This window comes from Candidatus Nomurabacteria bacterium, assembly GCA_023898465.1.
Lineage (GTDB): Bacteria > Patescibacteriota > Patescibacteriia > HK-STAS-PATE-3 > HK-STAS-PATE-3 > HK-STAS-PATE-3.
In genome coordinates this window covers 985,194-997,466 of the sequence record CP060223.1, presented here as the reverse complement: position 1 = coordinate 997,466, position 12,273 = coordinate 985,194, and the positions used below count along the sequence as shown (strand labels likewise).

General features: G+C 49.8%; 11 protein-coding genes and 1 tRNA gene. 3 read left to right on the top strand and 9 right to left on the bottom strand.

What is annotated here, in order from left to right:
* Nucleotides 1-80: 80 nt before the first annotated feature.
* The 7 genes from H6760_04975 to H6760_04945 all read right to left on the bottom strand — a co-directional run bounded on the left by H6760_04975 (nt 81) and on the right by H6760_04945 (nt 4,225).
* A complete protein-coding gene (locus tag H6760_04975) occupies nt 81-656 on the bottom strand; it encodes a hypothetical protein (GenBank protein ID USN53479.1) in 576 nt (191 codons plus the stop codon).
* A gap of 117 nt (nt 657-773) precedes the next feature.
* Nucleotides 774-1,166, bottom strand: a complete 393-nt coding sequence (locus tag H6760_04970) for a hypothetical protein (protein ID USN53478.1) — start codon at nt 1,164-1,166, stop codon at nt 774-776.
* 158 nt (nt 1,167-1,324) lie between these two features.
* A complete protein-coding gene (locus tag H6760_04965; protein ID USN53477.1) occupies nt 1,325-1,888 on the bottom strand; it encodes a hypothetical protein in 564 nt (187 codons plus the stop codon).
* 21 nt (nt 1,889-1,909) lie between these two features.
* Nucleotides 1,910-1,986: transfer RNA gene (locus H6760_04960), tRNA-Arg, on the bottom strand.
* 164 nt (nt 1,987-2,150) lie between these two features.
* Complete coding sequence (locus tag H6760_04955; GenBank protein USN53476.1) at nt 2,151-3,158, bottom strand: peptidoglycan bridge formation glycyltransferase FemA/FemB family protein; 1,008 nt, start codon at nt 3,156-3,158, stop codon at nt 2,151-2,153.
* Nucleotides 3,158-3,730, bottom strand: a complete 573-nt coding sequence (ruvA, locus tag H6760_04950) for a Holliday junction branch migration protein RuvA (protein USN53475.1) — start codon at nt 3,728-3,730, stop codon at nt 3,158-3,160. The genes H6760_04955 and ruvA overlap by 1 nt, the downstream gene beginning before the upstream one ends.
* A gap of 102 nt (nt 3,731-3,832) precedes the next feature.
* Entirely contained in the window at nt 3,833-4,225 is a 393-nt protein-coding gene (locus H6760_04945) for a hypothetical protein (GenBank protein USN53474.1), read from the bottom strand.
* Nucleotides 4,226-5,138: 913 nt separating this feature from the next.
* On the opposite strand from H6760_04945, the gene uvrB reads away from it, so the two are divergent.
* From uvrB to rpsT, 3 genes are all read left to right on the top strand, one after another.
* Nucleotides 5,139-7,199, top strand: a complete 2,061-nt coding sequence (gene uvrB / locus H6760_04940) for an excinuclease ABC subunit UvrB (protein USN53473.1) — start codon at nt 5,139-5,141, stop codon at nt 7,197-7,199.
* Between the two features lie 135 nt (nt 7,200-7,334).
* Nucleotides 7,335-7,808, top strand: a complete 474-nt coding sequence (locus H6760_04935; GenBank protein ID USN53472.1) for an adenylyltransferase/cytidyltransferase family protein — start codon at nt 7,335-7,337, stop codon at nt 7,806-7,808.
* Nucleotides 7,809-7,850: 42 nt separating this feature from the next.
* On the top strand, nt 7,851-8,114 hold the full coding sequence (gene rpsT, locus H6760_04930) for a 30S ribosomal protein S20 (protein USN53471.1): 264 nt from the start codon (nt 7,851-7,853) through the stop codon (nt 8,112-8,114).
* Here rpsT and holA read toward each other — a convergent pair.
* Both holA and polA read right to left on the bottom strand, forming a co-directional pair.
* Nucleotides 8,104-9,081 (bottom strand): DNA polymerase III subunit delta, encoded by a 978-nt coding sequence (gene holA, locus H6760_04925; GenBank protein ID USN53470.1) that lies wholly within the window; start codon nt 9,079-9,081, stop codon nt 8,104-8,106. The genes rpsT and holA overlap by 11 nt on opposite strands.
* Nucleotides 9,082-9,485: 404 nt before the next feature.
* Nucleotides 9,486-12,272, bottom strand: coding sequence for a DNA polymerase I (polA, locus tag H6760_04920; protein USN53469.1), 2,787 nt, complete (start codon nt 12,270-12,272; stop codon nt 9,486-9,488).
* Nucleotide 12,273 lies beyond the last annotated feature (1 nt).

The following is a 12,273-nucleotide window of genomic DNA, read 5'->3' as shown; positions in this document are numbered from 1 at the left end:
GCCCCGCCCACTACTACTGTATGTAGATCGTGGCGGGGCAAAGAACCGAGTGGATGTCACTGTACGATCCTGAGATCAGGCTAACGGCGGTACTCATTGAGATACATTGCCAGGGAAGCGTAGTACTCAGCCACCCTGGCTGCCGCCTTCCACCACAAGGTGGCCAGGAAGCCGGGACCATCCGATAACTCGCCCTTCAGGTAGCGCACGAGCTGGGGAATATCGTTCAGGTCGACCACGACAATGCGTCCACCCTTCACTGCAGACATCACCATGGTCGGACCACCGATGTCGAGCGACTGCAGCACAGATGCCAAAGTACGGCCCGGGTCAACCAGCGCCGCGTGCAGTGGATAGAACCCGACGATGAGGATTTCGATCCGTGGGATGCCCAATTCATTCAGCTCAGCTTGCTCAGCCTCGCTGGCCAGAAGACCTGCGTGAACCTCACGGGACAAAGTCACTACCTTGTGTCCCAGGATCGGTCCTCCGCCGACCAAGCTCGCTACGTCATCGGTCGGCATACCAGACTCGGTCAGTAGTTTCGCCGTACCCGCCGAAGCCAGTCGCTCCGTGTAGCCGAGCTTATGAAGTGGAGCAAGGGCTTCAACCAATCCAGACTTGTCGAATACAGAGATGAGTGTTTTGCCACTCATGAAATCCTCCTTCAGTAAAGTAAATGTGCAAGACTAACTTCACGGTCTCTTTACGCTGTTCACTGCTGAGTGTCAAGAAAAAGCCGCCGTAACAAAGAGTACGACGGCTCGTTGGGCCTAGGCTCTAGGGCGTGATTGGCACGACTCCATGGGGACGCAGCGAATCACGAGCACCTTGCCGCAGACGGCCTCGAAGTCGAAACCACAACTGACGCTTCCTTTACCTTCAGCCAAATCGAGATCCAGAAGCATCGGCTGCCAAGGCGTCGGATCGTCCTCACTGCCTCGCTCGACTGATACCCGACCAGTCATGACAACGGGCTTGCCGTCGATGACGCACTTCACCTCGAAGTTGATGTGCCGGATTCTATCACTGCCGGATCCGTCTTCATTCACCAACTTGAGCGCACTCACTTCGAGCTTGCACAGGAAGGCAACTCCTCGCAGAATTGCCGTAATGGCAACCAGCAGCGACTCGGTCAACTCCAAGTTAATCGGCTTCGGGTACATCTATCCCTCCCATCTCGGGAAGTGTCCTCAGGACATCTGAGAACAGCTGCCATCTCAGCAGCGAGCTAAGCAAGACGCTTGCCCACCTCGCTACTGAGACTATGCTAAAGAACGACTTGAGACACTAGCAAGTCATGCATATGCAGTCAAGTAATGTATTATTGTCGCCGAATAAGTAAACTCAGTAGCGCTGTAACAACTACATAGCCAAGGAAAATGACGCCAGCAATCGCCCACTCACTTAGGGCTGTAGGGATGTCCTGAGAAGAGAGTGCTACATAGCTCAACACGGAGAGAAAGAGGCCGCCGTAATACTCCACCGGTAAACCCAGGAAGCGTTTAGGAAACCACCATACATGAGCTTGGGAGTAACGACGCAATCCGTAGTGTGGATTCAAAACAAACCAAAGAAAATCCCAAAACACTGTAAGGAAAAAGAAAGAGGCAAGGGTCACTGCCTCAGCTTGTCGCGACCAACCAAACCACGCCTGTGGTAAATGAAAGAAGAGGAGGAGTAAAGCGCCAAGGGCAATGTGATAGCCCGTGAGAGGTCGTCCATTGGTGAGCCGCAGGAGCCATGGACGTGCATAACGCCAAGTCGGTAACTGAGTTGCCCAACCGTGCTTCCCCTCAATTTGAATTTCCATGACTGCTAGGGCCAGGGCAATAAAGAAGAGATAGGTAAGTGTCAGGAAGCCAAACTGCATGTTATGTACTGTCACTTAGTAATAACGTACTTCGCGTGGTGCGCCCGGCAGGAATCGAACCTACGACCTTATGGACCGGAACCATACGCTCTATCCAACTGAGCTACGGGCGCATATATAATGCGTAAGATTTTAATATTGTCATCGAGATGGCCGAGGGGCCAACTGCCCACTCGCCATCGCTTCGCTCAGGCGTAGCGGGCGAGAGCTACGGGCGCAAAGTAAGGAAGCAAAATCAGCATAGCGGGAAGCCTGCGTATTGTAAATTGCTGCAGAGCTAACGGACCAAGCCGACTAACTTCCTACCAAACATATAGGCTTGATACCAACCTTTTTCAACTGGGAAATCATAGGTGCCAATGAGATGCACCGCCTCGCCACCGAAGCCGGCTTTGAAACGTGTAATACCAGCCCAGGCATGTTGTGGATCGTCACTCGGTGCAATACCACGGAAGTCATACCATTTCAAAGCTGACTGCGCTGCGTGTTGAATTGATCGCCATTGGGCAAGATAGGGTGCCATCACATTTCGATGCTCATTTGATGAAGCACCATGACTATAGGTCATGGTATCGCCATAACGAATCATGAGATTGGCTGCTAGGGTCATGCCGTTGTATTGCGCCAGCACGATGGAGCGCATGAGCTCTGGTAAAGTCGCAAACATTGTGCGGAAGTAGCTGTCTGGGAAGGGGCTAATGTTATCGCGGCTCGCGGTCACGTGCTGGAGCTGTAAAAAGGTCTCGAGGTCTTTTTCCGCGTGTGTCGTTATCACCTGCACACCCTTCTTCTCAGCCAAGCGAATATTGTAGCGAGTCTTCTGATGCATTGCATTTAGGATGTCATCCTCGCTTGTGTGAAGGGAAAGGAGTCGTGTATCAGCCGGCTGCATTGCCTCAGTCTGTTGATACCCCAACTCAACAATCGATGGTGCTTCAGCGCTGCGGAGCATGAGTGGCTCTATCCGAATCGCCAATGCACGAGCTTGTTGCGCCCGCTCCAATAAGGCTTGATGAAGCGCCTGCCACACTGCTTTGTCAGTATAGTCCAGCATAATGGGGCCACGAGGAATATAGAGATAGCGTTGATTCATCGGCAGATGATAAATGGCACCTTGGGCGGCTGCGAGTTGCCGCGCTCCGTCAAAGACACCCAGGCGTACTATTTGTCGACCTAGCGCTCGCTGAAATTCACCCCAATGCCAAGACTGTAAAAACTGCGCTTGATTTTGCGCTCCGATAAATCCATCCCAAGCTACCGCGTCACTTATTTCCCTAACGTCCATTATGACTTTCCAATCATCTTTAAGGCCACTTTCAATCGCTCATCAAAACCCTCAATAGTAGCCGGGATCCCGCGAACTGCCTCACGTGCTTCCATAAGTGAATACCCTAAGCCTTGCAGCGCTTCCAAAATACCACTGTCGCCGGCTGTGGCGCCTTGGGATTCTAATACTTCTCCGACTAGTTTTTCCTTCAACTCAACCACAATACGCTCAGCCGTCTTACGCCCTATACCGGCCACCTTGGTCAGCATACTGGCATCACCAGAGGCCACTGCTCGTTTCACCTCATCCAAGCTTGCTACTGCCAACACACCCAGCGCACTTTTTGGTCCAACACCGGAAATCGAAATAAGCTGCTTAAAGAATGAACGCTCGGCCGCTGATTGAAAACCATAGAGTTCCATGGCATCTTCCCGCACATTCAGATAGGTATGCAGAGTAATATCTTGATCTACGTTCAACGATGCGCGCACATTTGGACTGAGAAAAAGCTCATAACCAACGCCCTGCACATCGAGAATGGCAGTTTTTTCACCAAGTTGAATAACTTTTCCGCGGAGTATGGCAATCATGTTTGGAGTATAGCGTAGGTTTATCTCTTTCGGCTACTAAGCAAGAAAACAGCGCTCTATCAATCGACAAAGCGCTGTGCGTAACCCTCCGAGTAATCCTGGCTAGCCCCTTTGTCTCGCGCACCAGCCAAGATAGCGCTCACTGAAATCGCTACTGTAATGCCCGAGACTCATCATTGAGATGTTGCCAGGGTCAGTGCCTATTCCCTGCAAAGATTCATGCAGTGCAGCAACAAGCTCCCTGCCACTGTCATCCAGGGACCTCCCACCGAGGCGCTGATGAAGACCCATCAACATCTCGCCCATGCAGTGGCACGCGGCTCCATAGCCGGGGCTCTCTCTTTCGTCGAGAAGAGTAGTTGCGGCTCCCCCTATCCGCTGCCAGGTTTCCCCGATCTGCCCCATGAGTTGTTCCATGGACATCACCGGGCTTGCCTCTGGTCCATCATCATCCTCCGGGCTCGGAGTCGACTCCTGACTTTCGTCCTGAGCCATATTGTCCACCTTGTCGTCCATGCGAACAATGTCATCGCTCAGACTGACCAAAGTTCCTAAATTGCTCCGCAGGCTCAGTACCAATTCGCCTACTTGGATTAGCCTCATATCTTCCCCCAGCCTTTTGTTCATTCAAATGCAAGGAACCAGCCACAGTGTGCGAAAAAAGAGGAAGAAAGTCAAGATAAAGAGCAGCGGGGTGTACCACACTGCTCTCAAATACTCTTCATGCTGCGCCTCAAGTTCAGCCCACTGAGATGCGAGTCTCTTGCAAATCTCGCAAAACCATCCGTGACTCTGTCGAGGCAGCCTCATCCACGAAGCAGGAGAATGCCTGCCGACCACCTCTCACGAGTTGAAGCTCGAGGATGAGCTGCTCGCCTGGTCCAGGCCTGTGTGTCAGCCACACATCTTGTGATTGCACGACCTCTTCATTACCTCTCACCTCCACGCGCTGTTGCCAACTCATTGAGCATCCTCCTTTGTCAGCTTCGGCCGCCTCTTACTGGTGGGACGTCGGATAAGGACTTGGCGAGTTGCTTGAACACTGAAGTAGCCATACGCGCCGATGAGCACCGCGAGGGTGATCAACCTCAATCCGGCCTCATACATGAGATGAGCGACTTGTGTCGAACTCAGCACTGTATCAACCTTTAGATCAAGGCACCACTCCAGGAAAAGACAGAGCCAAACAAAGGCTAACATCCATACAAAAGTCGCCAAGCATCCGAAATGCTGCTGGTGACCCGTGAGAGACACCTTCCTCAATATGACCGGGTAGCCAACTCTCTTTTTTCGGGTTTCCTGCCGAAGTGCTCGGTATGCCATAGTCCCTCCTTGGCAAACTCAAAAGAACTGCAGCAACCATAGCGGACCATACATGAATGTCAAGACATGCTACACTACCTAAACTATGTCTTCTCCATTTACGCTCGTCTCTCCATTCCAAGCAACCGGCGACCAACCCAAGGCAATCGAGGGCTTAACCAAGGGTCTGCAAAAGGGTAATCATTATCAAACCCTCCTGGGCGTCACGGGCTCAGGTAAAACTTTTACCATGGCAAATGTCATTGCCAATATTGGTAAACCAACCTTAATCATTTCGCATAACAAAACATTGGCCGCTCAGCTGGCTTCTGAGTTTAAAGAATTTTTCCCGGAGAACGCCGTTGACTACTTTGTGTCCTACTATGACTACTACCAACCAGAGGCCTACATCCCGCGCTCTGATACCTATATAGAAAAGGAAACACAAATTAACGAGGAGATTGAACGATTGCGCAATGCAGCCACGCGTGACTTACTCACTCGCAAAGATGTTATCATCGTCGCCTCTGTTTCTTGCATCTACGGTATTGGTTCACCAGAGGAATATCAAGGTGTTGCGATTGACCTAAAGCTTGGAAAACAATTAGCGCCCTATGATTTTCAGAAGCAGCTGGTAGAAAACCTGTACCAGCGAAATGAGCAGGATTTCCGGCGCGGTACTTTCCGGGTGCGTGGCGATACAGTGGATGTGTATCCAGCCTACGCAGAAACCGGTTTGCGAGTGAGCTTCTTTGGAAATGAGATTGACCGCATTGTTGAGCTCGACCCTCTGAGCGGTGATGCGCTCGAAACTATGCAGTCCACCACTATTTATCCGGCTCGCCTCTTTGTCACTCCTAAAGACAAAATAAAAGAGATTCTCCAGGCTATTGAAGCTGAAATGGTCGAGCGCGTGCAGTGGTTTAAACAGCACGATAAGCTGATTGAAGCGCAGCGTATAGAAGAGCGCACTCGCTTTGATATGGAAATGATTGCCGCTACTGGTTATTGCAATGGAGTGGAAAATTATTCTCGCTTTTTCTCCTTCCGCAAACCTGGCATGCCACCCTACACCTTGCTCGACTTCTTCCCAAAAGACTTCCTCCTCTTCATTGATGAGTCGCATATTACCCTACCGCAAATCCGCGGGATGTACGAGGGCGATCGAGCACGCAAACAAAACCTGGTGAACTTTGGATTCCGCCTGCCAGCTGCACTGGATAACCGACCGCTGCGAGTAGATGAATTCGAACAACGCACCGGGCAGACTGTTTACGTCTCAGCCACGCCAACCGATCTAGAGATACAGCGCAGTAGTCAAGTGGTAGAGCAGGTTATCCGCCCGACCGGCTTACTCGATCCGGTGATAGAGATCCGACCAACCAAGCATCAGATCGATAACCTGGTTGAAGAGGTGGAAAAGCGTATTCACGCAAAGGAACGCGTCCTCATCACGACGCTTACGAAACGAATGGCTGAGGACCTGGCTGAGTATTTACGCGAGCTGCGTATTAAGGTGCACTACCTTCACGCCGATGTGGACACAATGGAGCGATTGGAAATCCTCCGTGACTTACGGCTTGGCACCTATGACGTGGTGGTGGGTATTAACCTGCTGCGGGAAGGGCTCGATCTGCCAGAAGTTTCTCTGGTAGCTATTCTGGATGCTGACAAAGAAGGCTATCTTCGTTCTGAAACCTCCCTCATCCAAACTATGGGCCGCGCCGCGCGCCATATCAATGGCACCGTTATTATGTACGCTGATAAAATGACTGGCTCGATGCGCCGGGCTATAAAAGAAACTGAACGACGCAGAAAAATCCAGCAGGACTACAACACAACTCACGGCATCACTCCAAAAGGAATCAAAAAGGCTATCAAAGAGGATCGCCTCTCGGGCCAAAAACGCGTAGAAGAAGAAACACCCGAACCAAGCATGGGTGACATCCCGGCCGAGGAGCTGCCTAAACTTATTCGAGAGCTAGAAGGGCACATGGACTTAGCCGCTCGGAATTTGGAATTTGAAAAAGCTGCCCGGCTGCGCGATCAGATTAGTGAACTGCGCGCGCAAATGAAACCGACCAAGCGGACAAGCAGCCTACGCGCGCGGCGCGGCAAACGAAGTCACGCCAATCTACCCGGTCGGGGTAGGTGGGGAAAGAAATAACAAAATAGGAAGTGATTCAAGTCGGGACTTAGGATAGACTCTTATCAGTCCCTACAGCTTGCCACTTTTCCTTTTTATGCTACACTCGTGCACGCAATGCCTACCCCAAATACTACAACTCAAATGCCGCGTACAATGCCCCGAAATCAGAGTCGGAAACGACGGGTCTTAGCATTTGGCACTTTTGATTTACTCCACCCTGGACACAAGTACTACCTAGAGCAGGCCCGCAAGCATGGTGAAGAGCTCATCGTGGTAGTTGGTCGTGATCGCACTGTGCTGACCGTGAAAAAGGCCTGGCCGCTCCGGGATGAAGAAACGCGTCGGATTTCAGTCGAGCGCTTGAAGCCGGTCACTAAGGCTGTCCTGGGCAATGAACGCCATGTCTATCGCGTCCTTGATGACTATCGACCAGATGTTATTGCGCTTGGCTATGATCAAAAAGCCTTTACCCGAAACCTAAAACGCGAATTAAAACGCCGTCGCCTCCGCTGCTCGATTGTCCGGATTGATGCGTATCGACCTGAGGAGTTTAAATCATCTATCCTCAAAAAACAGTTCCAAAATGGTAAAGGAAAGGCGCCAGCGGCCCAGGACTTGCCAAAATAAGGATTGACTGGTACACTGGCCCGCGTATTCATACCTATTGCTATGCCAAACTCTAAAGCAGCCGCTAAGGCACTCCGACAAGATGCTCGTAAGAAAGATCGCAACGATAAGGTGAAAACCGAATTGCGCTATCTTGTGAAGCACACTCGCCGAGCAGTTACCAACAAAGCAAAAGATCAGGCACAAGACTTTTTGAAAAAGGCTCTCAAGGCCTATGACAAGGCTGTCCAAAATAAGGTCATCAAACCAAACACCGGCAGTCGAATGAAGTCCCGCTTGAGCAAGTTGGTCAAGACTATCGCTTAGTCGAAAAACCTAGTATATATTCCTCAACCAGCACGGTCGGATCGACTCGGCTGGATTTGAGTTTGTGATCAAGCTCAACTAAACGCTCATGTAAGGTGAGAAGCTCGGCTCGAGTGAAGCGACGAACCTGCTCGAGCGATTTTTTTGCTACAAAAGGGTGGACGCCGAGTCGCTTAGCGATCGTGGCCGAGTTTTGAGTGTCCTGAGCTGCCTCATCTACGAGAAGTAGCGTTTGCAACTGACGAGCAATCATCTGCACCAAGGCTAAGGGATGCATGCCATCATGTAATAAGCGTTGTAACTCAATAATTGCCCGACTGGGATTGCGCGCGGCCAGCGCATCGCTGAAGGCAAAGATTTTTACCTCAGCTGATTGTTGAGCTATTTGCTTGGTAAGCTCGACGCTAATCGCTCCTTCTCCGGCTAAGGCAATCAGTTTTTCTAGCTCACTTTGCATGCGCCACAAATCAGATCCGATGCGATCAATAAGTTGCTGCACGGCTGCCGGAGCAATCTTTGCCTGAGCGCTTTGCACATATTGGGTAATCCACCCATGTACATGTGCAATATCGAGTAAGGGAAAAGTCTCAGTTTTTTGTTTCAGGAGATATGTGTGCAAAGCGCTCTCGCCGCGCGCTGCCTTTCCTTTTGCAACTGGTAAATCAGCTTCCCAAAAAATAAGCACAAAATCTTTTGGCACGATATCTTGCTCAAGCGCCTGCAAGACTCCATCTTGGACAGCTGCTTTACCCTGTCCGAGCAGCTCCTCAATAAGAATGCAGCGACGTTGGCTAAAGAGACCGACTGTATGGACTGCCTGACGAAACTGTTCCACACTTAATTCAGCCCCGTGTAGACGAACAATACTCTGTCCGTCTTTGTCATACTTCTCCTGAAAAGCCGTCCGCAAAGCCTGTAAGCGCTGCTTTGAACGATACGTGTCTGGACCGTGCAAGAAGATAATCATAGCTCAGCTATCTTGACACAAGTAGGCTAATGAGTAAATCTGACGTCGTATGTTACGCTCTTTAGCTCATGGGGCGCATTTTTGACTTGCAGCAGAGGAGGAGTCATGTGCTTCGCGGATATCCAAGAAACAGTGAGACCTGAAAGGAGTGAGTTGATGTCGGGTACAACGGTTGGACCTTGCGTAGTGCAGGGCTGCAAGGGAACGGTCATGCGGCACGATGTACCTGGCCGTACGGTGCAGGCTTGCTCTGAGCCCGGTTGCCGCTCGCCTTTTGTCCAGGCAAGCGCCGAGACGGTGCGGACCTGTGCCAAAGAAGTTGACTATGACCTCGCCGCACGCCGATTCGCTCATGCGAGCTGAACTCGACTATGGAGCCTGAGAAATTTCTCGGGCTCCTTCCTTTACTCCAATGCCTTCATCTCACCCCAGTTCAAGCCGATTTCTGCTTCGGCTAAGACTGGCACACGTAGCTCAGCTACTTCTTCCATAAGCTTCTTCACCAAGCGAGCGACCGCTTCTGCTTCATCAGCCGGCGCTTCAAATACCAACTCGTCATGTACTTGGAGTAACATGCGCGCCTTTGGAAACTCCTTTGGCAGCTCTTCAGCTACTTTTAACATAGCTAGTTTCATCAGGTCCGCTGCTGTGCCCTGGATCGGCATGTTGACCGCAATACGCTCAGCCTGCGCTCGGATCATATGATTGGAGGAAACGATTTCTGGTAAGTAGCGTCGTCGTCCATACAGCGTCTCAACATAACCCTGCTCAGCAGCCAGGAGTTTCGTCTGCTCAATCCACTCTTTCACTTTGGTATAGGTGAAAAAATACTTTTCAATAAAAGCGCGCGCTTCATCTCGGCTAATACCTTGCCGCTGGGCCAGGCCTACATATCCTAGGCCGTAGATCACGCCAAAGTTCACTTCTTTTGCTGTACGACGCAGCTCTTTGCTCACCTTTTCTGGCGGCACATCATGAATAGCACTGGCGGTCATGGTATGAATATCTTCTCCGCGCTGGAAAGTAGCAATCATCTTTGGATCATTCGCAATTGATGCAATAACTCGCAATTCGATCTGCGAGTAGTCAACGGAAATGAGTCGGTAGCCACGCTCGGTAACAAAGGCCTTACGAATCTCATTGCCTAATTCCGTGCGGATAGGAATGTTTTGCAAATTAGGATTTACCGAGGAGAGACGCCCGGTGGCAGCAATGGTCTGATTAAAGTCGGTGTGTACCCGGCCGGTTTTTGGATTAACCAATTCAGGTAAGGCATCCAAGTAAGTATTTTTTAACTTGGCTAATTCACGAAATTCTAAGATGAGTGGAATGATAGGATGCAGGTCCTTCAATTTTTCTAATTCACTTGCCGCAGTTGAAAGTCCGGTTTTCGTTTTGCCGATACCTCTGGTATCAAGCTCAAGTTGCTCAAACAAAACTTTTTTCAACTGGAGAGGAGATTGGATATTAAACTCACTTCCAGCCACCTCATGAATCTTCTTTTCTAACTTTCCAATATCTTTACCAACCTGCTTGCCCATTTTTTCTAAAAACTCTGCGTCAATTTTTATCCCGCTTTGCTCCATCTCAGCTAACACGCCAACTAGGGGCATATCAATTTTACTAAAAAGACCGAGAATATTTTGCTCCTTTAACTTTGCTCGCAAATGTTGGGCCAGACGTAAGGTGTAGTCAGCATCTTCACAGGCATACCATGATACTTCTTCTACCGGCACCTGATCCATGGTTTTTTGCTTTTTGCCTTTCGGGCCGATCAGCTCTTCAATTGGCTGCATCTCGTAACCCAACTCAGTGAACACCAGATCATCGAGCCCGTAGCGTCGCGTGCCCGAGTTAATGAGATACGCAGCAATCATGCTATCAAAGCTCAATGGCGCAATGCTTAAACCGGCTTGGCATAACACCTCGAGATCAAACTTGATATTATGACCGATCTTCGGAAGATTTGTATCGACCAGTAGCCCTTTCAGTTTATTGAAAGTAGCAGTCTTCACTAGATCTGGATGAGCATCAACCGGGACATAGGCTGCTAGGCCGGGCTTCCACGAAAGGCTGATACCAATGAGGCGATCTCGGAAAGGATCTACGCCTGTGGTTTCGGTATCAACCGCTAACTCAGGCGCCTTTTCTATTTCTTCAAGCACTTTTTTGAGACCAGCTTCGGTGGTAATGCACTGATATGTTGCGCCATTATCTTTTACTTTCTTCTTCGGACTTGCCTCGGTGGTAAACTGTAAACTCGCCTGCGTGCTAGTAGGCTCTAGAGAACTTTTTTCGCTTGTCGCGATATCTGGCAAACGGTTTAATAAACTCTTAAATTCAAACTCCTGAAAAAGCTTTGCTACTTCGCTGCGATCATAGTGCTGCACTGCGCAATCCTCTAGTTGAAGTTCCAGCGGCATGGCAATATCAATGGTGGCTAGTTTTTTAGAAAGCTCCGCTTCTTTCTTATGCTCGTGTAATAATTTTTGGATGCGCTCTGAAATTTTCTCTGCTTTCTTCCCTCCTGCATCAAGAGCGGCGTATATTTTTTCTAGAGTGTCGAAGTCTTGCAAAAGCTGCGTTGCGGTTTTTTCACCAATACCACGAACACCTGGGATATTATCAGACGGATCACCGCGCAATGCTTTATAGTCAATAATTTGCTCCGGCGTGAGTCCGTACTTTTCTTTTACATCCGCGACTCCAAAAAGCTTTGTGTCAGTGATACCCTTTTGGATTTTATAAACCTGCGTCTGTGGACTTACTAGCTGCAGACTATCGCCATCACCTGTCACAATAATGCTCCTGACATTTTTTACTTGATGCACGGCTGTACCAATCACATCATCAGCTTCGTAGCCGGCTTTTTCTAAAACAGGGATATGAAAACTCTCCACCACCTGTTTCACCATGGGAATTTGATCATACAATTCCTGCGGTGCTTTTTGCCGAGTAGCCTTATACTCCTTATACATCTTATGACGAAAAGTCGGGCCAGACACATCAAAGGCTACTGCCCAGTATTCAGGCTTTAACTCCTTCACCACTTTTAAAAGCACAGCAGTAAATCCATAGACCGCATTTACCATGCGTCCATCTTTGATTGTTAAGGGCGGAAGTGCGTGAAAAGAACGGTGAATTAACGCATTGCCGTCAAAGATAACAAATGTTTTTTCCTTTTTTGCCATA

What these genes read in the sequence shown, in the direction of transcription:
- uvrB (USN53473.1), top strand. Translation starts at nt 5,139, where the DNA reads ATGTCTTCTCCATTTACGCTCGTCTCTCCATTCCAAGCAACCGGCGAC.
- H6760_04975 (USN53479.1), bottom strand. Translation starts at nt 656, where the DNA reads ATGAGTGGCAAAACACTCATCTCTGTATTCGACAAGTCTGGATTGGTT.
- H6760_04935 (USN53472.1), top strand. Translation starts at nt 7,335, where the DNA reads ATGCCCCGAAATCAGAGTCGGAAACGACGGGTCTTAGCATTTGGCACT.
- rpsT (USN53471.1), top strand. Translation starts at nt 7,851, where the DNA reads ATGCCAAACTCTAAAGCAGCCGCTAAGGCACTCCGACAAGATGCTCGT.
- holA (USN53470.1), bottom strand. Translation starts at nt 9,081, where the DNA reads ATGATTATCTTCTTGCACGGTCCAGACACGTATCGTTCAAAGCAGCGC.
- polA (USN53469.1), bottom strand. Translation starts at nt 12,272, where the DNA reads ATGGCAAAAAAGGAAAAAACATTTGTTATCTTTGACGGCAATGCGTTA.
- H6760_04955 (USN53476.1), bottom strand. Translation starts at nt 3,158, where the DNA reads ATGGACGTTAGGGAAATAAGTGACGCGGTAGCTTGGGATGGATTTATC.
- H6760_04970 (USN53478.1), bottom strand. Translation starts at nt 1,166, where the DNA reads ATGTACCCGAAGCCGATTAACTTGGAGTTGACCGAGTCGCTGCTGGTT.
- ruvA (USN53475.1), bottom strand. Translation starts at nt 3,730, where the DNA reads ATGATTGCCATACTCCGCGGAAAAGTTATTCAACTTGGTGAAAAAACT.
- H6760_04945 (USN53474.1), bottom strand. Translation starts at nt 4,225, where the DNA reads ATGGCTCAGGACGAAAGTCAGGAGTCGACTCCGAGCCCGGAGGATGAT.